Annotated in this window: 13 protein-coding genes; 8 read left to right on the plus strand and 5 right to left on the minus strand. The window is 70.9% G+C overall.

The genetic code is table 11. From position 1 onward, the window contains the following. Positions 1 to 25: 25 nt before the first annotated feature. The 4 genes from RT051_RS05110 (at position 26) to RT051_RS05125 (ending at position 7,749) form a co-directional block, all read left to right on the plus strand. Positions 26 to 1,636: an AMP-binding protein gene (locus RT051_RS05110; protein WP_313072974.1), complete on the plus strand. Its 1,611-nt coding sequence runs from the start codon at positions 26 to 28 to the stop codon at positions 1,634 to 1,636. 181 nt (positions 1,637 to 1,817) lie between these two features. Further along, positions 1,818 to 5,117 carry a carboxyl transferase domain-containing protein gene (locus RT051_RS05115; RefSeq protein ID WP_313072978.1) on the plus strand — a complete coding sequence of 1,100 codons (3,300 nt, stop codon included), beginning with the start codon at positions 1,818 to 1,820 and terminating at the stop codon, positions 5,115 to 5,117. Positions 5,118 to 5,180: 63 nt separating this feature from the next. After that, complete coding sequence (locus RT051_RS05120) at positions 5,181 to 6,326, plus strand: aminotransferase class V-fold PLP-dependent enzyme (RefSeq protein WP_313072981.1); 1,146 nt, start codon at positions 5,181 to 5,183, stop codon at positions 6,324 to 6,326. A 76-nt stretch (positions 6,327 to 6,402) separates the two neighbouring features. Further along, positions 6,403 to 7,749, plus strand: coding sequence for a DUF445 domain-containing protein (locus RT051_RS05125; protein ID WP_313072986.1), 1,347 nt, complete (start codon positions 6,403 to 6,405; stop codon positions 7,747 to 7,749). A gap of 28 nt (positions 7,750 to 7,777) precedes the next feature. On the opposite strand, the gene RT051_RS05130 is transcribed toward RT051_RS05125, so the two are convergent. The 5 genes from RT051_RS05130 to purU form a co-directional block, all read right to left on the minus strand. Beyond that, positions 7,778 to 8,473 carry a MarC family protein gene (locus RT051_RS05130; protein ID WP_313072991.1) on the minus strand — a complete coding sequence of 232 codons (696 nt, stop codon included), beginning with the start codon at positions 8,471 to 8,473 and terminating at the stop codon, positions 7,778 to 7,780. A 117-nt stretch (positions 8,474 to 8,590) separates the two neighbouring features. After that, the gene (locus tag RT051_RS05135; protein WP_313072995.1) at positions 8,591 to 9,073 is read right to left on the minus strand and encodes a carboxypeptidase regulatory-like domain-containing protein; all 483 of its coding nucleotides are present in this window, start codon (positions 9,071 to 9,073) and stop codon (positions 8,591 to 8,593) included. 186 nt (positions 9,074 to 9,259) lie between these two features. After that, positions 9,260 to 10,765, minus strand: coding sequence for an FAD-linked oxidase C-terminal domain-containing protein (locus RT051_RS05140; protein WP_313072998.1), 1,506 nt, complete (start codon positions 10,763 to 10,765; stop codon positions 9,260 to 9,262). Positions 10,766 to 10,865: 100 nt separating this feature from the next. After that, positions 10,866 to 11,756: a LysR substrate-binding domain-containing protein gene (locus tag RT051_RS05145; RefSeq protein ID WP_313073002.1), complete on the minus strand. Its 891-nt coding sequence runs from the start codon at positions 11,754 to 11,756 to the stop codon at positions 10,866 to 10,868. Between the two features lie 14 nt (positions 11,757 to 11,770). Further along, entirely contained in the window at positions 11,771 to 12,619 is an 849-nt protein-coding gene (gene purU, locus RT051_RS05150) for a formyltetrahydrofolate deformylase (protein ID WP_313073007.1), read from the minus strand. A gap of 42 nt (positions 12,620 to 12,661) precedes the next feature. Here purU and RT051_RS05155 point away from each other — a divergent pair, with 42 nt between their 5' ends. The 4 genes from RT051_RS05155 (at position 12,662) to RT051_RS05170 (ending at position 20,803) form a co-directional block, all read left to right on the plus strand. Continuing rightward, positions 12,662 to 15,394: an EAL domain-containing protein gene (locus RT051_RS05155; RefSeq protein WP_313073013.1), complete on the plus strand. Its 2,733-nt coding sequence runs from the start codon at positions 12,662 to 12,664 to the stop codon at positions 15,392 to 15,394. 254 nt (positions 15,395 to 15,648) lie between these two features. Continuing rightward, positions 15,649 to 18,090, plus strand: a complete 2,442-nt coding sequence (locus RT051_RS05160) for an adenosylcobalamin-dependent ribonucleoside-diphosphate reductase (RefSeq protein WP_313073017.1) — start codon at positions 15,649 to 15,651, stop codon at positions 18,088 to 18,090. Between the two features lie 116 nt (positions 18,091 to 18,206). Then, positions 18,207 to 20,078, plus strand: a complete 1,872-nt coding sequence (locus tag RT051_RS05165) for a type IV pili methyl-accepting chemotaxis transducer N-terminal domain-containing protein (RefSeq protein ID WP_313073021.1) — start codon at positions 18,207 to 18,209, stop codon at positions 20,076 to 20,078. A 41-nt stretch (positions 20,079 to 20,119) separates the two neighbouring features. Continuing rightward, positions 20,120 to 20,803: a response regulator gene (locus tag RT051_RS05170; RefSeq protein WP_313073026.1), complete on the plus strand. Its 684-nt coding sequence runs from the start codon at positions 20,120 to 20,122 to the stop codon at positions 20,801 to 20,803. Positions 20,804 to 20,842: the final 39 nt, after the last annotated feature.

Here is a 20,842-nt window from a genome sequence, read left to right on the forward strand (position 1 = left end):
ATTTCTGACACACAGGAGACAGTTCATGGATCGCACCGCAGATCGCCAGCCCCTGCACGAACACCTGCGCCGCCACGCCCGGACCATGCCCGGCGCCACCGCCGTGCGCTGGTACGGCCGCGCCATCACCTGGGCCGAGCTGGACGCCGCCAGTGATGCCTTTGCCGCGCGGCTGCAGGCGCTGGGCGTGCACAAGGGCGAGCCGGTGGCGCTGTTCATGAACAACTGTCCGCAGTACCTGATGGCGCACTACGGCATCCAGAAGATTGGCGCCATCGTCTGCCCCTGCGGGCCGCTGAACAAGGAGCACGAGCTGCAGTACCAGCTCGCCGACCTGGGCGCGCGCGTGCTGGTCGCCGCCGACGGCCTGCTGCCGGTGGTGGACCAGGTGCGCGCGCAGACGCAGCTCGAGCACGTCTTCGTCGTGCGCTACGCCGATCTGCTGCCCGAGACCCCCAGCCTGCCCCTGCCGCCCGAGCTGCTGGCCGGGCGCGCCGCCGCCACGGCCCCGCTGCCCGCCGGGTGCGAGGACTTCCTGGCCGTGGCGCGCGGCGGCGGCGTGCCCGCGCCGGTGGCGCTGGAGCTGGACGACGTGGCGCTGATGACCTACACGTCCGGCACCACCGGCCTGCCCAAGGGCGCGATGCTGAGTTACGGCAACGCGCTGTACAAGACCGAGGCGGCGGCGCAGTGCAACGGCGTGCAGGCGGGCGACGTGTTGCTGGCCGTGGCGCCGCTCTACCACATCGCCGGCATGGTCATGGGCGTGAACCTGCCGGTGCTGACCGGCGCGCCCCTGGTGCTGCTGCACCGCTTCGACCTCGAGGGCGTGGCCCAGGCGCTGGAGCGCGAACGCGTCACCTGGTGGTACAGCATCGCGCCCATGAATGGCGCGCTGATGCAGCTGCCCGGCGCGCGCGAGCGCGACTGGAGCGCCCTGGTGCGCAACCCGGTGACGAGTTTCGGCTTCGCCTGGACCGAGGAGCTGGCGCGCCAGTGGCAGGCCTTTGCGCCCAACTGCATCAGCCATGAGGCCGCCTATGGCCTGAGCGAAACGCACACCGTGGACACCGCCATGCCGCACGGCGCCATCCGCTGGGGCACGCAGGGCCGCGCCGTGACCGGCAACGAGATTCGCATCATCGACCCGGCCACGGGCGAGACGCTGCCCGCCGGCCAGACCGGCGAGATCGTGGTGCGCGGGCCGGGCAACTTCAAAGGCTACTGGAAGCGCCCCGACGCCACGGCGCAGACCCTGCGCGACGGCTGGGTGCACACCGGCGACATGGGCCAGCTCGATGCCGAGGGCTACCTCACCTTCCTGGGGCGTTTCAAGGAAATGATCAAGGTCTCGGGCTACAGCGTCTTCCCCGAAGAGGTCGAGGCCATCCTGAACAAGCACCCCGCCGTGGCGCAATCGGCGGTGATCGGCGTGCCCGACGCGGCCAAGGGCGAGGTGGTGCGCGCCTTTGTCGTGCCGCGCGCCGGGCAGACGCTGCAGGAGGCGGACTTCATCGCCTGGTGCCGCGAGCACATGGCGCCCTACAAGGCGCCGCGCGAGGTGCGCGTGGTGGACGCCCTGCCGGCCACCGGGGCGGGCAAGGTGCTGCGGCGATTGCTCAAGGACGCAGCCTGAGGCGCCCTGTCTCCCTCTCCCTCTTGGGGGAGAGGGTAGGGGTGAGGGGGTGATTCAAGCGCAACGCCCATTTTTGGCCCCCTGACCCCAGCCCTCTCCTGCACGCGGGAGAAGGTGAAAAAGCCTGCAAACCCAGGCCGTGCAAGCGCCATCAGCTATCAAATTTGAATTTCACTGACCCATGTTCGAAAAAATCCTGATCGCCAACCGGGGCGAGGTGGCGATCCGCATTGCCCGCGCCCTGCAGGAGCTGGGCGTCGCCAGCCTGGCCGTCTTTGCCGAGGACGACGCCCACGCCGCGCACGTGCAGGCAGCCGACGCCGCCGTGGCCCTGCCTGCCAGCGGCCCGGCCGCCTACCTCGATGGCGCGCAGCTCATCGCCATCGCCCGCGCGCATGGCTGTGACGCCATCCACCCCGGCTATGGCTTTCTGAGCGAGCGCGCCGATTTCGCCCAGGCCTGCCAGGATGCTGGCCTGCGCTTCATCGGCCCGACGCCGGCGCAGCTGGCGCTGTTCGGCGACAAGGCGCGCTCGCGCGAGCTGGCGCAGCAGCACAGCGTGCCCGTCATGCCGGGCAGCGGCGGCGCGGTCAGCCTGGAGCAGGCGCGCGAATTCTTCAGCGCCCAGGGCGGCGCCGGCGTCATGCTCAAGGCCGTGGGCGGCGGCGGCGGGCGCGGGATGCGCGCCGTGCGCAGCCTGGCCGAGCTGGAGGATGCCTACGCGCGCTGCCAGCGCGAGGCGCGCGCCGCCTTTGGCGTCGAGGGCGTCTATGTCGAGCGCTTGATGGAAGGCGCGCGCCATATCGAAGTGCAGGTGCTGGCCGACGGCCACGAGGCCATTGCCCTGGGCGAGCGCGAATGCACGCTGCAGCGGCGCTTCCAGAAGCTGGTGGAGATTGCGCCCAGCCCTTCGCTCACGCCGGCGCTGCGCGCGCAACTGCAGGGCGCTGCGCTGACCCTGGCGCGCGCCGTGGCCTACGAAGGCCTGGGCACCTTCGAGTTCCTGGTGGACTTGCGCAGCGAGGACTTGCACTTCGTCTTCATCGAGACCAACGCCCGGCTGCAGGTCGAGCACACCATCACCGAGGAGGTCACCGGCATCGACCTGGTGCAGGCCCAGGTGCGCCTGGCCGCCGGCGCCCGGCTGGCCGGGCTGGGGCTGGGGCTGGACGCTGCCGCCCCGCCCCCCGTGCGCGGCTGCGCCATCCAGTGGCGCATCAATGCCGAGACGCTGGATGCCCAGGGCAACGCCGTGCCCGGCAGTGGCCGGCTGGTGCGCTTCGAGCTGCCCGGCGGCCCCGGCGTGCGTGTCGATAGCCACGGCCAGGCCGGCAGCGCGCCCTCGCCGCACTACGACACGCTGCTGGCCAAGCTGATCGTGACCGCCCCGGATGGCTTCGAGGCGGCGCTGCGCCGCTCGCAGCGCGCGCTGGCCGAGTTCCACATCGACGGCCTGGCGACCAACCTGACGCTGCTGCGCGCCCTGGCCGAGCGGCCCGAGATGCGCAGCCAGCTGGTGCACACGCGCTGGCTGGAAGGCGTGCTGCCGGACCTGCTGGAAGAAGCAAAAACCATAGCTGAGAGCCTTTACCCAGCAAGGGCTGAAGGCCAAAATCATTCAAACCCTTCCGCTGCCGCCGAGAGCGTGCCAGAGGCTCCCGAGGGCGCCCTGCGCGCGCCCATGCCGGCACGCCTGGTGCAGTGCAGCGTGGCCGAGGGCGAGTGGGTCGCCGCCGGCGCCGAGCTGGCCCTGCTCGAAGCCATGAAGATGGAGCATGTGCTGGCCGCGCCGCACGCGGGCCGCCTGCGCCAGTGGCTGGTGGCGCCGGGCACGCAGCTGGTGCCGGGCCAGGCCATCGTGCTGCTCGACGCGGCAGATGACGCTCCGGGCGAGGCTGCCAACGGCCCGGCCACGCAGCACGACCCGGACCAGATCCGCGCCGATCTGCAGCGCGTCATCGAGCGCCATGCGCAGACGCTGGACGCCGCCCGGCCCGAGGCCATGGCGCGCCGCCACGCGCGCGGCAGCCGCAGCGCACGCGAGAACATCGCCGACCTGTGCGATGCTGGCAGCTTCATCGAATACGGCCAGCTGGCCGTGGCTGCGCAGACGCGCCGGCGCAGCATGGAAGACCTGATCGCCAACACACCCGCCGACGGCATGGTCACCGGCATCGGCAGCGTCAACGGCGCGCACTGCGAGAGCGAGGAGCAGGCCCGCACTGTGGTCATGGCCTACGACGCCACGGTGCTGGCCGGCACGCAAGGCATGCGCAACCACGCCAAGACCGACCGCATGCTGGGCATCGCCCTGGATCAGCAGCTGCCCGTGGTGCTGTTTGCCGAAGGCGGCGGCGGGCGGCCGGGCGACACCGATATGGCCATCGTCGCCGGCCTGCACGTGCACACCTTTGCCGCCTACGCCGCCCTGTCCGGCCAAGTGCCGGTGGTCGGCATCGCGCACGGGCGCTGCTTTGCCGGCAATGCGGCGCTCTTGGGTTGCTCGGACGTCATCATCGCCACGCGCGCGAGCAACATCGGCATGGGCGGCCCGGCCATGATCGAGGGCGGCGGCCTGGGCGTGTTCCGGCCCGAAGACATCGGCCCGAGCGGCGTGCAGCACGAGAGCGGCGTGATCGACCTGCTGGTGGAAGATGAGCGGGAAGCCGTGGCGGCGGCGCGGCACTACCTGTCGTTCTTCCAGGGCCGGGCGCGCCAGTGGAGCGCGCCCGATCAGCGCGCCCTGCGCGCCGTGGTGCCGGAAAACCGCCTGCGCGTCTATGACACGCGCGCCGCCATGACAGGTCTGGTGGACGAGGGCAGCCTCTTGCCGCTGCGCACCGGCTTTGGCGTCGGCATCCACACGGCCCTGGCGCGCATCGAGGGCCGGCCAGTGGGCCTGCTGGCCAGCAACCCGGGGCACCTGGGCGGCGCCATCGACGCGCCGGCAGCCGACAAGGCGGCGCGCTTCATGCAGTTGTGCAATGCCCACGGACTGCCCATCGTCAGCCTGATCGACACGCCCGGCTTCATGGTCGGGCCGGAGGTCGAGCGCACCGCCCAGGTGCGCCGCGTCAGCCGCCTGTTCGTTGCCGCCGCCAGCCTGCGCGTGCCGTTCTTTGCCGTGGTGCTGCGCAAGGCCTATGGCCTGGGGGCCATGGGCATGGCGGCGGGCGGGCTGCACGCGCCGGTGTTCACCGTCTCCTGGCCGACGGGCGAATTCGGCGCCATGGGGCTGGAAGGGGCGGTGCGCCTGGGCTTTCGCAAGGAGCTGGAGGCCGTGGCCGAAGGGGCCGAGCGCGATGCGCTGTTTCGCAAGCTGCTGGCGCGCCAGTACGCCCACGGCGAGGCCATGCACCTGGCCAGCACGCTGGAGATCGACGCCGTGATCGACCCCGCCGAGACCCGCGCCTGGCTCGCGCGCGGCCTGGCCTCGGCGCAGCTGCGCCCGGGCCGCGCGCGCTTCGTGGATACCTGGTAGGCCGGTGGTAAGCTGCCCCGCCTTGGCGCTGCGGCGCCTGCCATCTTTGGAGAAAACCACACCATGCCCGGACTGCTTCCCGATATCGACCCTGATGGACTACTGGAGTTTTCCGTCGTCTATACCGACCGCGCGCTCAACCACATGTCCCAGCGCTTCGTCGGCGTCATGCAGGACATCCTGGCGACGCTGAAAGAGGTCTATCACGCCCACACCGCCGTGCTGGTGCCGGGCAGCGGCACCTTCGGCATGGAGGCCGTGGCGCGCCAGTTCGCCAACCGGGAAAAGGTGCTGATCGTGCGCAATGGCTGGTTCAGCTACCGCTGGACGCAGATTTTTGACGCCGACGCCGGCCTGGGCGGCGGCTCCGTGGTCTGCAAGGCGCGCCAGCAGGAGGGCGGCAGCCAGGCGCCCTGGGCGCCCTGCCCGGCGGACGAGGTGGCCGCCGCCATCCGCGCGGAAAAGCCCAAGGTGGTCTTCGCCCCGCATGTGGAGACGGCCAGCGGCATCATCCTGCCCGATGACTATCTGCGCACCGTGGGCGAGGCCGCGCACGAGGTCGGCGCGCTGTTCGTGCTCGACTGCGTGGCCTCGGGCGCCATGTGGGTGGACATGCAGGCCACGGGCGTCGATGTGCTGATCAGCGCGCCGCAAAAGGGCTGGAGCGGCTCGCCGTGCTGCGCCATGGTCATGCTGTCCAAGCGCGCGCGGGACGCCATCGAGGGCACGCAAAGCTCCAGTTTTTCGTGCGACCTGAAAAAATGGATGCAGATTGCCGAGGGCTACGAAAAAGGCCAGCACGCCTACCACACCACCATGCCTACCGACGCGCTGGTGCTCTTGCGCGACGTCATGCTGGAGACACGCGCCTATGGCTTCGAGCGCGTGCGCGCCGAGCAGATTGAGCTGGGCGAGAAGGTGCGCGAGCTGCTCGAATCGCGCGGCTTCCCGAGCGTCGCCGCCGAGGGCTGGAAGGCGCCGGGCGTGGTTGTGAGCTACACCACCGACCCGGGCATCCAGAGCGGCAAGAAGTTCCTCGAAGTCGGCCTGCAGACCGCCGCCGGCGTGCCGCTGCAGTGCGGCGAGGGGCCGGACTTCCAGACCTTCCGCATCGGCCTATTCGGGCTGGAGAAGTGGCACAACGTCGAGCGCACCGTGGGCCACCTGCGCGCCGCGCTGGACCAGATAGGCGCCCAGCAGGCGGCCTGACCGCACGCGCCTGCCGGCCCGCCTCCTACAGCCGCCCCATGGACGGTGCGGGCGGCGCCGGCCTATGCTTGCGGCCATGCCCGTGCCACCTCCGGAGCCGCAGGCCGGCGAGCCGCCCCTGACCTCCGCCGTCCCCTTGAGTCACGCGCGCCAGCTCGCGCGCGCCAAGCGCCAGGCGACGGGCCTGCTGGTGCTGGTGGTGCTGGTCTTTGTCGCCACCCACTTCCTGCCGCCCAGCCTGGGGGTGAGCTGCCTGCGCGCCGTGGCCGAGGCGGCCACCGTGGGGGCCCTGGCCGACTGGTTCGCCGTCTCGGCGCTGTTTCGGCGCATTCCGCTGCCGCTGGTGCAGCGCCACACCGACATCATCGCGCGCAACAAGGACCGCATCGGTGGCAACCTGGCGGCCTTCGTGCGCGACAAGTTCCTCGACGCGCCCTCGCTGGTGGCGCTGATCCGCCGCCACGACCCGGCCGACATGCTGGCGCAGTGGCTCACCGCTCCGGCCAATGCCCAGCTACTCGGGCGCCAGGTGGCGCGGCTGGCGCTCACGGCGCTGGAGACGGTGGAGGACGCGCGCATCCAGGCCTTTCTCGCACGCGCGGCGCGGGCGCTGGTGGGGCAGCTGGACATCTCGCGCTCCATGGCCTCGGCACTGGCCGCGCTCACGCACGAGGGCCGGCACCAGAGCCTGCTCGACGCCCTGCTGGCGCGCCTGGGCGAGACGGTGCGCAATCCCGAGACGCGCGCCTTCATCGCCGAGACGCTGGTGCACTGGCTGCGCCGCGAGCACCCGCTCAAGCAGAAGATGCTGCCCACCGAGTGGCTGACCGGCAAGGGTGCGGACGCCATCACGCACGCGGTGGAGGCGCTGCTCAAGACCGTGGCCGAGGACCGCGACCACGAACTGCGCGAGGCGCTGGACGCGGCCGTGGCCCGGCTGATCGAGCGCCTGCAGACCGACCCCGACTGGGCGCGCCGCAGCGAGGAGGTGCGCCGCTACCTGCAGAACGACGAAGTCCTGGGGCGCTACGTGCGCCACCTGTGGCAGGACGTGCGGCGCAAGCTGCGCGACGACCTGATGAACGAGGACTCGCGCCTGGCCCAGCGCGTGGCCGGCATGGGCCGCTGGCTGGGCCGCTCGCTCGCCCACGACCCGGCGCTGCGCGTGCGGCTGAACGTGCGGCTGGAGCTGTGGGCCGCCACCTTCGCCCCCGACGTGGCGCAGTCGGTGGCCGAGCACATCCACGCCACCGTGCAGCGCTGGGATGCCCAGGAGACGGCGCGCCTGGTCGAGCTGCACATCGGCCCGGATCTGCAGTACATCCGCATCAACGGCACGGTGGTGGGCGGGCTGATCGGCCTGGTGCTGTTCGGCGTCTCGCATGCCGGCGCGCTGTGGGCGCTGCTGGCGCGCCCGGGCTGAGCCCGGGGCGGCGCGCCAGGCCCCGCCGTCAGCCGGCGGGCAGCACGCTCGCCAGCAGCGCGCGCACGCCGTCCCACAGGATCTCCACGCCCACGCACAGCAGCATGAAGGCCATGAGCCGCAGGAACACGATCTGCCCGGTCTCGCCCAGCCGGCGCAGCAGGCGGCCGGCGTAGCGGAAGGTGAGGGCCACCAGCAGCCCCAGCAGCGCAGTGGCCACCAGCCCGCCCGTCATGTTGGCCACGGTGGTCGGCAGGCTGCTGCGCGTGTGCAGGCTGGCGCCGATGGCGATCGACACGGCGATCGAGCCGGGTCCGCAGGTCAGCGGGAAAGTGAGGGGGTAGAAGGCCTTGATGTGCGCCTTTTCCTCGCTGATCGACAGCGCCATGCTGGCTGTTTCCTCGCTGGCCACCTGCTGGGCATGCAGCATGCGCCAGGCGATGGAGGCGACGATCATGCCGCCGGCGATGCGTACCACCGGCAGCGAGACGCCAAAGATGTGCAGCACGTAGGAACCCAGCAGCATGGTGCCGGCCAGCAGCAGTGCCACGTTCTTGCCCACGCGGCGCGCCAGCTGGGCACGGCTCTGGTCGCTCAGGCCGCGCGTCAGGTCCACGAAGATCGGCGCCGAAGCCAGCGGGTTGATGATGGGCAGCACCCCGGCCAGCACGAACAGCACGCTGCGGGCGAAGGCGGCCAGCAGATCGAGCGCGGAAAGTTCCATGGGAAAAGGCTGCAGGCGAAGAGGTTCAGGGCGCCAACGGGGTGCCGGGGGCGCAAATCATAGGCGGACAGCAGCGCCTTTTCGTCGAGACGCTGCTGCCGGAAGGGGCAGTGCCGGTCAGAAGCGGAAGTCCAGCGTCTGCGGCGAGCCGCCCACCCGCACCGTGCGGGAGTGACTCTGGCCGGCGCCCTGCACCTGCACCTGGTAGTTGCCGGCGGGCAGCTGCAGCAGGCAGACCGGACCGGCGGCGGTGAACGACAGGGCTTCGCCCTGGCCGCCCTGCGGGCTGATGCGCACCTGGACGTTGGCCTCGTAGGCGCCGTCGGCACGCGCGAACAGCAGCGACAGCGGATGGTCCTTCATGGCCGCGCGCATGGCATCGGACTCGTCGCTGCCGATCCCGCCGCACTGGTAGCGCAGCGAGCCCTGGCCCTGCACGGCCGGCATGCGCGCCTGTGCGCCGGACTGCGTGGAGGAGGCGGGCGCGGCGGCCGCACCGCCTTGCTGGGCCAGCGCCGGGCCGCTGGCCAGGGTCAGAGCGGCGGCGGCCAGCGGGGTGAACAGGCGGGACAGGGCGGGCAGGGCGGGCAGGGCGGGCATGGCAGGGCTCCTTGGTCGTGCATACGCAAAGAAGGCCATGCTCGCGCGGGACCGCGACGGCGGGTGTCGGAGCAGGGCGCACCCGGGTGTGGGGCGAGCGTTGCCGCAGCCGGCTCGGATCAACGACCGATGTGGCAAATTTTGTAGCAAGATGTCGTTGACTGGCGCCGGTTTCAAGGGTTTTTGCTAGAACCTTGGCAAATCCGGATGCGCCAGCTTGCCCCCGCGCACCAGCATCTTGCCGTACTCGGCGCAGCGGTTGAGCGTGGGAATGACCTTGCCCGGATTGAGCAGCCCGGCCGGATCGAACGCGGCCTTCAGGGCGAACATCTGGGCGTTCTCCTCGGTCGTGAACTGGGTGCACATGCTGTTCAGTTTCTCCACCCCCACGCCATGCTCGCCCGTGATGGTGCCGCCCATGGCAACGCTGGTCTCCAGGATGTCGGCGCCGAACAGCTCGCAGCGGCGCAGCTGGTCGGGGTCGTTGGCATCGAACAGGATGAGCGGGTGCAGGTTGCCGTCGCCGGCGTGAAAGACGTTGCAACAGCGCAGTCCGTATTTCTTCTCCATCTCCTGGATGGCCAGCAGGATGTCCGCCAGGCGCTTTCTCGGAATGGTCGAGTCCATGCACATGTAGTCCGGGCTGATGCGGCCGCTGGCCGGAAAGGCGTTCTTGCGCCCGCTCCAGAAGCGCGCGCGCTCCTGCTCGTCGCGGCTCACGGCGATCGCCGTGGCGCCGGCGGCGGTCAGCACCTGGCTCATGTGGGCGATCTCTTCCTCGACCTCTTCAGGCGTGCCGTCGCTCTCGCACAACAGGATGGCCTCGGCCGAGAGGTCGTAGCCGGCATGCACGAAATCCTCCACGGCGGCAGTCATGGGCTTGTCCATCATCTCCAGGCCGGCGGGGATGATGCCGGCGGCGATCACCGCGGCCACGGCGTCCCCGGCCTTTCGCACGTCGTCGAAGCTGGCCATGATGCAGCGCGCCAGCTGCGGGCGCGGGATCAGGCGCACCGTCACCTCCAGCGCCACGGCCAGCATGCCCTCGCTGCCGATCACGGCGGCCAACAGGTCAAAGCCGGGCGTGTCCAGGGCCCCGCTGCCCAGGGTCACCGGCTCACCGTCTGCGGTGTAGCCACGCACGGCCAGCACGTTGTGCACCGTCAGGCCGTACTTCAGGCAGTGCACGCCGCCCGAGTTCTCGGCCACGTTGCCGCCGATGGTGCAGGCGATCTGGCTGCTCGGGTCGGGCGCGTAGTACAGGCCGAAGGGCGCGGCCGCCTCGCTGATGGCCAGGTTGCGCACGCCGCATTGCACGCGCGCCGTGCGGCTGGCGGCGTCCACGTCCAGGATGCGGTTGAACTTGGCCAGTGACAGCGTCACTCCCATGGGATGGGGCATGGCGCCGCCCGACAGGCCCGTGCCGGCGCCGCGCGCCACCACCGGCACCTGCAGCCGGTGGCAGGTCCTGAGCACGGCCTGCACCTCGCCTTCCGTCTCGGGCAGGCAGACCACCAGCGGGCGCTGGCGATAGGCCGTCAGGCCATCGCACTCGTAGGGCGTGGTGTCCTCGGCGTGCCACAGCAGGGCGTGCGCGGGCAGGCAGGCCGACAGCGCCTGGACGACTTCCTGCTGGCGCGCGGCGCGTTCGGCAGGGGTGGGCAGGGGTGGGGTGGAGGCAGGGCTGGACATGGAGTGACTGTAGGCGAGCGCGTGCGGGGGCGGCGTGAGTTTTCTTGCAGCAGGGCGTGAAGCGGCCGCGCGGCCCTCAGGGCCCGGCCCGGGCCATGGCTCAGGCCATGGCGTGCCTGAGCCACTGGGCGAAGGCCGAGCACTCCCAGCGGTCCATGGTGCCGGTGCGCCAGCACAGGTAGTGCGCGTGCGGGCTGGGCGCGTCGATGTCGAACAGCCGCACCAGGGTGCCCTGCTCCAGCCAGGGCATGCCCAGCTTCAGGCGCACCAGGGCCACGCCCATGCCGGCGGCGGCCGCATCACACATCAGCCCCACGTCGTTGAATTGCGAGCCCTCGGCCGGGGCCGGCCAGTTCAGGCCGCAGGCGTCGAACCAGCTCCTCCAGGGCTCCAGCGGGCTCCTGAGCAGGGGCACTTCGGCCAGGTCCTCGGGCCGCTCGAAGGGGCCGTGCTCGCGCACGAAGGCGGGCGAGGCCAGCGGCGTGACGATGTCGCGCGCGATCTCCACGTGCTCCATATCGGCGTAGTGGCCGGGCCCGAAGCGCACCACCAGGTCGGCGTCCTCGGCCACCACGTCCAGCAGCGGAATGGACACCTGCAGTGCCAGGTCGATCTCGGGGTAGGCCTCGGTGAACTGGCGCAGGCGCGGGATCAGGATGGAGCGCGCAAAGGTCGGCGTCACCGCGATCTTCAAGCGGCGCTTGGCCGGGTTGGCCGCCGCGCCCGGAAAGCGCTGCAGCGCGGTGAGCCCCTCGCGCACGTGGGCCAGGTAGGCGCTGCCATCGGTGGTGAGGGAAAAATCCGCCCGGCCAAACAGCCGCGTGCCCAGGATCTGCTCGAGCTGCTTGACGCGGTGGCTCACGGCGCTGGGCGTCACGCACAGCTCGTCGGCGGTCTGCGTGACGCTGCGCAGGCGCGCCAGCGCCTCGAAGGTCAGCAGGCACTGGATGGGCGGGATGCGCCGCAGGCCGGCGCCGTCCGGGGCGGCCATGGCGGGCTTGTCCTTCAACGGAACACGACGGTCTTGTGCCCGTTGAGCAGCACGCGGTGCTCGCTGTGCCACTTGACGGCGCGTGCCAGCACCAGGCTTTCGGTGTCGCGGCCGCGCGCCGTCAGGTCCTCCACCGTGTCGGTGTGGTCGGCACGGGTCACGTCCTGCTCGATGATCGGGCCTTCGTCGAGGTCGGCGGTGACGTAGTGGGCGGTGGCGCCAATCAATTTGACGCCCCGGTCGTGCGCCTGGTAGTAGGGCTTGGCACCCTTGAAGCTGGGCAGGAAGCTGTGGTGGATGTTGATGGCGCGACCGGCCAGTTTTGTGCACAGGTCGTCCGACAGGATCTGCATGTAGCGTGCCAGCACCACGAGCTCGGCTCCCTCCTGCTGGATGATCTCGTACTGCCGCGCCTCGGCCTGGGCCTTGGTGGCCGCCGTGACCGGGATGTGGTGGAACGGGATGTCGTAGCTGGCCGCGAGCTGGTAGAAGTCGCGGTGGTTGCTGATGATGGCCGCCACCCGGATGGGCAGCAGGCCGCTTTTCACGCGAAACAGCAGGTCGTTGAGGCAGTGGCCCTCGCGGCTGACCAGGAGCACGGTCTTCATGGGCTCGCTGGCCACGTGCAGGCCGGCGCGCATCTGGTGGCCGGCGGCGAATTCCTGCAGGTGCGCGCGCAGCGTGGCCGCGTCGTGGTCGGCACAGGCGAACTGCACACGCATGAAGAACAGGCCGGTGGCGTGGTCGTTGTACTGCGCGGCTTCCTCGATGTTGCCGCCGTGCTGCAGCAGGAAACCCGACACGGCGTGGACCAACCCCAGCCGGTCGGGGCAGGACAAGGTCAGAATATAGGTTTGGCTCATGGTTGCGAATTGTCGCAGCAGGGCCCATGGGCTGCAGCAGCAATGGACATCCACTCTCCGGGGCGCGGGCCCCGCATGACGCCGGCCTGGGGCCTGGCCATCTACCTGGGCGTGGGCGCGGCCTGGGTCGTCCTGGGCGACCTGGCCATCGAGCACTGGCTGCAGGGCAGCACGCAGCTGTCGCACTGGCACGCCCTCAAGGGCTGGCTATTCGTGCTGCTGTCGGGGCTGTTCGCCTGGTGGCTGCTGCTGCGCATGCGCCGCGCCGAGCGGCTGCGCGGCGCGCTGGCGCTGGAGATGGCGCAGATCGCGCGGCACGCGCCCGCCGGCATCGCCCGCGTGGACGCGCGCAGCCTGCGCCTGCTTTGGGCCAATGAGCGGCTGTGCCAATGGCTCGCGCTGGATGCCCGCGAGGCGCAAGGGCGCCCTTTCCACGAGCTCATCGTGGCGCCGGACGGCCCGTTCGCCGCCGGGCAGCTCGAGAGCCTGCTGGCCGGGCGCATCGACCATTACCAGGGCGAACGCCTGTGCGTGCGTGCCGATGGCGGCATGCCCCTGCCCGTGCTGTGCAACGTGAGCCACGTGCCGGCCATCGACGGCGCGCCCGACTACCTGGTGTGCGTGGTGCAGGACATGAGCGAGATCGGCGCGGCGCGGGCCGCGCTCGCGCACAGCCAGCATGTGCTGAGCCTGGCGCTGGAGGGCAGCGGCAGCGGCCTGTGGGACTGGGACCTGGCGCAGCACCGTGCCACCTATTCGCCCGGCCTGCTGCGCCTGTTGCGCAGGCACGAGCCCGAGAGGCGCACCATGGGCCCGTCGATGCTGCTGGCGCGCGTGCACTCGGGCGACCGCGAGCGCCTGCAGCGCGCGGTCGAGCACGCGATCTCCAGCGGCGCGCCCTTCGACGAGAAGGTCCTGCTCAAGCGCTTTGACGGCAGCTACTGCTGGTTCCATGCGCGCGGCCAGCGCCACCTGGACGCCCACGGCCAGCCCGAGCGGTTCTCGGGCATCCTCACCGACCTGAGCGACCGGCGCGAGGCCGAGGAGCGCCAGCGCCTGGCAGCCACCGTGGTGGACAACACCGTCGAGGGCGTGGTGGTGACCGACGCACAGGCGCGCATCCTGTCGGTGAACGCCGCCGTCACGCGGGTGCTGGGCTACACCGAGGACGAGCTGCTCGGGCGCACGCCGCGCGTGTTCAAGTCCAACCGGCACGACAAGGCCTTCTACGACGCCATGTGGGACAGCATGGCGCGCACCGGCCACTGGAAGGGCGAGATCTGGAACCGGCGCAAGAGCGGCGAGGTCTTTCCCGAGCGCATGTCGCTGTCGGCCGTGCACGACGCCCAGGGCGAGGTCACGCACTACGTCTGCATCTTCACCGACATCACCGAGGAAAAGGCGCAGCGCGAGAAGCTGGAGTTCCTGGCCCACTGCGATCCGCTCACGGGGCTGGCCAACCGCCAGTGGTTCGGCCGGCAACTGGAGGACGTGCTGCGCCAGGCGAAGCTGGCGGGCGAGCAGTTCGCCGTGCTGCTGCTGAACCTGGACCGCTTCAAGAACGTCAACGACAGCTACGGGCATGCCGTGGGCGACGAGGTGCTCAAGCACATCGTGCAGCAGGTGCGCGGCGCGCTGCGCCCGGACGACCTGATCGGGCGCCTGGCGGGCGACGAGATCGCCGTGGTGGTGCGCCATCTGGGCCATGCCGGCGGTGCTGCCGCCGTGGCGCGCAACCTGATCGACGCCGTGGCCCGGCCCTGGTGCTCGCCCGAGGGCATCACCGTCACGGTGGGGGTCAGCGTGGGCATCTGCATGTACCCCGAGCACGCGGACACGCCGCTGCTGCTGCTGCAGGGCGCGCACGCGGCTGTCTATGGCGCCAAGGAGCGCGGGCGCGGGGTGTACTGCTTCTTCTCGGCCGAGATGACCCACGGCGCGCGCGAGCGCCTGGAGCTGGAGGCTCGCCTGCGCACGGCGCTTGCCCAGGGCCACATGCGTCTGTACTACCAGCCGCAGGTGGAAATTGCCACCGGCCGCATCGTCGGCGCAGAGGCGCTGGTGCGCTGGCTCGACCCCGAGCGCGGCTTGATCGCGCCGGGGCAGTTCATCGCCGTGGCCGAGATCTCGGGCCTGATCGCCACGCTGGGCGAGTGGGTGCTGCACGAGGCCTGCCGGCAGGCCCAGCGCTGGCGCAGCGCCGGCCTGCCCGAGCTGCGCATCGCCGTCAACGTCGCACCGCGCCAGTTCCAGCTGCACGACGTGGCCGAGTGCGCGGCGCTGGCGCTGGCGGCCAGCGGCCTGCCGGCGCACCTGCTGGAGCTGGAGCTGACCGAGTCCGCCCTGGCCGAGCAGCCCGAGCAGACGCGCCGCACGCTGCAGCGCCTGCACGAGCTGGGCGTGCACATCGCCGTGGACGACTTCGGCACCGGCTATTCGTCGCTGGCGCACCTCAAGCGCTTTCCCATCGACGTGCTCAAGATCGATCGCAGCTTCCTGCGCGACGTGCCGGACAGCGCCGACGACTCGGCCATCAGCGCCGCGGTCATCGCCATGGGCCACAGCCTGGGCCTGCAGGTGCTGGCCGAGGGGGTGGAGACACCCGGGCAGCTGGCCTTCCTGCAGGAGCGCGGCTGCGACCTGTACCAGGGCTATCTGTGCAGCCCGCCCGTTCCGGCCGATGATTTCGCGCGCCTGCTGCGCGCCCGCTCCGCGCAGGCCGGGCACGGGCAGCCGTTGCAGGCCGGTGCCGGCGCACACAGCCCCCTGCCGTAGCTCCACGGCGCCAAGGCGCAACAAAAAGTAAATGGGCTTGCCTGACTTTTCCGCAGCCCAAAACCGCGTTTGCGCCTCCGTGGGCAAGGGCGGGGTGCTACAGGAATGGAAGAGCCCGTAGGCGCACGCGGTGACGGGGTTTGATACGGGTCCAGGGCCGCTTCGCGGCTACGGTGTACAACCACGGGCCTTCGCCGCAGCCCCGCCTGCGGCGCGCCTTTTTCTCCCTCCCATACGAACGAATACCACACGCCATGCAACGCGAACCGACCGACCTCGCCCCCAGCCTGCCCGAACAGCCCATCAGCCTGGATGTGCTGCGCGAGAAGTATCTCAAGCAGGGCGAGGACGGAGCCGAGGCCCTGTTCGCGCGCGTGGCGCGGGCGCTCGCCTCGGTGGAAAAGCCCGAGCTGCGCGAGAAGTTCGAGGCACGCTTCCTGGACAACCTGCGCGCCGGCGCCATCGGCGCGGGCCGCATCATGAGCGCCGCCGGCACTGACATCCAGGCCACCCTCATCAACTGTTTCGTGCAGCCCGTGGGCGACTGCATCCAGGGGGTCGATGACGGGGGCTATCCCGGCATCTACGAGGCCCTGCGCGAGGCTGCCGAGACCATGCGCCGCGGCGGCGGCGTGGGCTATGACTTCTCGCGCATCCGCCCGCGCGGCGCGCTGGTCAAGGGCACGCACTCCATGGCCTCGGGGCCATGCAGCTACATCAACGTCTTCGACCAGTCGTGCTCGACGGTGGAGAGCGCCGGCGCGCGGCGCGGTGCCCAGATGGGCGTGCTGCGCATCGACCACCCGGACGTGCTCGACTTCATCACCGCCAAGAGGACACCCGGGCGCTGGAACAACTTCAACGTCTCGGTGGGCGTGCCCGACGCGTTCATGCAGGCCGTCGAGCAGGACGGCAGCTGGGAGCTGGTGCATCGCGCCGAGCCCGGCCGCGAGCTGGTCAAGGCCGGCGCCCGCCAGCGCGCCAACGGCCAGTGGGTCTACCGCAGCGTGCGCGCGCGCGAGCTGTGGGACACCATCATGCAGTCGGCCTACGATTTTGCCGAGCCGGGCATCCTGTTCCTCGACCAGATCAACAACGACAACAACCTGCGCTACACCGAGGGGATCGAGGCGACCAACCCGTGCGGCGAGCAGCCCCTGCCGCCCTACGGCTGCTGTGATCTCGGGCCCATCATCCTGACACGCTTCGTGCGCAACCCCTTCGGGCTGCAGGGCGAAGCGTCGTTCGACTTCGACGCCTTCGAGGCCGCCGTGGCCACCCAGGTGCGGGCGCTGGACAACGTGCTGGACGTCACCTTCTGGCCGCTGCCCCAGCAGCGCGCCGAGTCGGCGGCCAAGCGGCGCATCGGCGTGGGCTTCACCGGCATGGGCAACACGCTGGCCATGCTGCGCGTGCGCTATGACCGCCAGGACGGGCGCGACATGGCGGTGCGCATCGCCCAGCGCATGCGCGACGCGGCCTACCGCGCCTCGGTGGAGCTGGCCAAGGAAAAGGGCGCCTTCCCGAAATTCGACGCCGCCGGCTACCTGGCCGAAGGCACGTTTGCCAGCCGCCTGCCCGAGGACATCAAGAAGGCCATCAGGAAGCACGGCATCAGGAACAGCCACCTGCTGTCGATCGCGCCCACCGGCACGGTGAGCCTGGCGTTCGCCGACAACGCCTCCAACGGCATCGAGCCGCCGTTCTCCTGGACCTACACGCGCAGGAAGCGCGAGGCCGACGGCAGCAAGAGCGAGTACGTGGTCGAGGACCATGCCTGGCGCCTCTACAGGACGCTGGGCGGCGACGTGAATCAGCTGCCCGAGTACTTCGTCAGCGCCATGGACATGGCCGCCAGCGACCACGTGGCCATGATGCAGGCGGTGCAGCCCTACATCGACACGGCGATCTCCAAGACCGTCAACGTGCCCGCCGACTACCCCTACGAGAACTTCAAGGACCTGTACCTGCAGGCCTGGCACTCGGGCCTGAAGGGCCTGGCCACCTACCGGCCCAACAGCATCCTGGGCGCGGTGCTGGAAGTGCCGGCGGCGGCGCCCGCGCCCGCCGTCGCGCCTGCCCCCAGCCCGGAGCCGGCCGTGCCCGTGGACCCCATGCGCACGGTGATCGAGAGCCGGCCCCAGGGTGGTCTGTCGGCGGTGGCCGAGAAGGTCGAGTACTGGACGCAGGAAGGCCAGAAGCGCCTCTACCTCATCGTCTCCTTCCTGCCCGTGCCCAACGGCCGCGGCGGCACGGTGGACCGCGCCATCGAGTTCTTCATGCCCGTGGGCCAGAGCGGCGAGTCGCAGCAGTGGATCACCTCCAGCATGCGCCTCTTGTCGCTGGCCGCGCGTGGCGGCTTCCTGGAGCGGGCCCTGTCGGACATGCGCAAGGTGGCCTGGGACCGCGGCCCCGTGCGCCTGGGGCAGCACACGCGGGCCGACGGCACGCAGGTGCCGCTGTGGCACGACTCGGAGGTGGCGGCCATCGCCTACGCCGTGCAGAACATCCTGGCGCGCCGCTCGGCCGAGCCCGAGCAGCAGCAGCTGCCGCTGGAGGAGCCGCCTCTGGCCATCGGCGGCATGCCGCCGGCCATGGCGGGGAAGAAGTGCTTCGAGTGCGGTGCGCACGCCGTGATCCGCAAGGACGGCTGTGACTACTGCACCCAGTGCGGCGCGCTGGGCACCTGCGGCTGAGCCTTCCGCTTGCAAAATAGATAGCAACAACCCGTTGTCCAGCAAGGGTCAGGGCGGGTTTTTGCTGCGATTTTCGGCGGTGGCCAGCCGCAGGCTGCGGCCGCTACACTGCGCCCATGCGCCACCGGACCACGCTGTCCACCAAGCTGCTCGCCATGGGCACGGCCTTCCTGCTCGTGGCCCTGGCCTCCATCGGCTTCACGCTGTGGGTGACCTGGAAGCTCGAAGGCGGCGCGGCCGCGGTGAACGAGGCCGGGCGCCTGCGCATGAACATGTTGCGCATGGTGCTGGCGCAGCAAAACGAATCGCCCGAGGAGGTGACCGTGCTGACGCAGCGCTTCGACCGCAGCCTGGAGCTGCTGCGCACGGGCGATCCGTCCCGGCCGCTGTTCGTGCCCTGGAGCGACGCCACACGCGAGCACTACCGCGCCATCGTGCATGAGTGGCAGGCCATCCGCGCGGAGTGGCGCCGCGCGCCGCCATCGCGCGAGCAGGCGCTGGCCCGGGGCGATGCCTTCGTCACCGAACTGGATGGCTTCGTCGAGGCCATCGAGGTGCAGATCGCCCGCTGGACGGCCGGGCTGCACCTGTTCCAGCTGATGATGGTGGCGCTGGCGATCGCCGCCGCCGTGGCCTTCATGGCGCTGAGCTATCTGCTGGTGCTCAACCCCGTGATGCGGCTGCAGCAGGCGCTGGCGCGGGTGCAGCGCGGCGAGCTGGCCACGCGCCTGGTGGTGGAGGCGGACGACGAGTTCGGCCAGCTCACCGCCGGCTTCAACCGCATGGCCCACGCCATGCAGACCTGGCACGAGGACCTCGAGCGCAAGGTGCGCGAGAAGACGGCCAGCGTGGAGCTGCAGAACCAGCGGCTGGAAGCGCTCTACGAAGTGAGCGCGCTGGCGTCCGAGGCCAGCACGCTGGAGGCGCTGACCCGGGGCTTCGTGCAGCAGGTGCGGCGCGTGGCCGGGGCGGACGCCGCCGCGGTGCGCTGGTCCGACGAAGCCAACGAGCGCTACGTGCTGCTGGCCACCGACGGCCTGCCGCAGTCCATGGTCGAGCAGGAGCACTGCGTGATGGCCGGCTCCTGCGAATGCGGACAGGTGCCCGAGAGCGCGCAGATGCGTGTCATCCCCATCCTGCCGGCCACCGACGTGCAACTGCCGCACTGCCGCGAGGCAGGGTTCCAGACCGTGGTGAACGTGCCGGTGCGCCTGCACCAGCGCCTGCTGGGCGAGGTGACTCTGTTCTTCCGCTACCCCTTCACCCTGGCGGCGGACACGCAGGAGCTGCTGGCCAGCATGGCGCGCCACCTGGCCAGCTCCATGGAGGGGCTGCGCGCCGCGGCGCTTGAGCGCGAGGCGGCGGTGGCCGCCGAGCGCAGCCTGATCGCGCGCGAGCTGCACGACTCCATCGCGCAGTCGCTGGCGTTTCTCAAGATCCAGGTGCAGCTGCTGCGCGACGCCGTGGCCCGGGGCAACGAGGGCGCGCGCAACGCCAGCATCGACGAGCTCGACACGGGCGTGCGCGAGTGCTACGCCGACGTGCGCGAGCTGCTGGTGCACTTTCGCACGCGCACCCAGGACGAGGACATCGAGGGCGCGCTGCGCGCCACGCTGTCCAAGTTCGAACACCAGACCGGCGTGCCGACGTACCTGTCCATGTCCGGCCAGGGCCGGCCGCTGGCGCCGGACGTGCAGATCCAGGTGCTGCACATCGTGCAGGAGGCGCTGTCCAACGTGCGCAAGCACGCCAGCGCGCGCACCGTGCTGCTGCGGGTGGAGCGCCATCCGCGCTGGCGCTTCGAGGTGCACGACGACGGCTGCGGCTTCGACCCTGGGGCCGTGCCGCCGGACTCGCTGCACGTCGGCCTGGGCATCATGCGCGAGCGCGCCGAGCGCATCGGCGCGCAGCTGGCCATCGACTCGGCCGCCGGCCGTCCGGGCACCTGCGTGCGGCTGGAGCTGCCGCCCGGCAGCGTGGAGGGTTAGGGCGCCGCAGCCGCGGCACGCGGGGACTATGCTTGCGCACCATGCCCGAGCGATCCCCCCTTGCTGAAGCGATTACCCTGTTCCTGATTGATGACCACACCCTGCTGCGCCGCGGGCTGGTGGCGCTGCTCAGCCAGCAACCCGACCTGCATGTGGTGGGCGAGGCGGGCGACGCCGGCGAGGCCCTGCGCCTGGTGCCGCAGCTGCGCCCGCAGATCATCCTGCTGGACAACCACCTGCCCGGCGTGCGCGGCGTGGACGCCATCGCCGGCCTGCGCGAGGCCTCGCCGCACAGCCGCGTGCTGATGCTCACCGTGAGCGAGGACGGCGCCGACCTGGCCGCGGCGCTGCAGCGCGGCGCCCAGGGCTACCTGCTCAAGACCATCGATGGCGAGCTGCTGGCCGAGGCCATCCGCCGCGCGGCGCGCGGCGAGCCCGTGGTCAGCCCCGAGATGATGGGCAAGCTGGTGGCGGCCTTCCAGACCCAGGGCGTGCCCGAACCGGCGCCCGCCCCCGCCCCGGCCGACGAGCTGGCGGCTCCGCTCTCGCCGCGCGAGGAAGAGGTGCTGCGCGAGATCGCGCGCGGCGCGAGCAACAAGGAGATCGCCCGCACGCTCGATATCGCCGAGACGACGGTGAAGATTCACGTGCAGCACATCCTGCGCAAGCTCGGCCTGACCTCGCGCGTGCAGGCGGCCGTGTACGCCTCCGACCGCAAGCTGTAACGGCGCCCCGCCTGCCTGCTGCCGCGGCGGACATGCCAT

It is taken from the genome of Melaminivora sp. (genome assembly GCF_032059615.1).
Classification (GTDB): Bacteria; Pseudomonadota; Gammaproteobacteria; order Burkholderiales; family Burkholderiaceae_C; genus Melaminivora.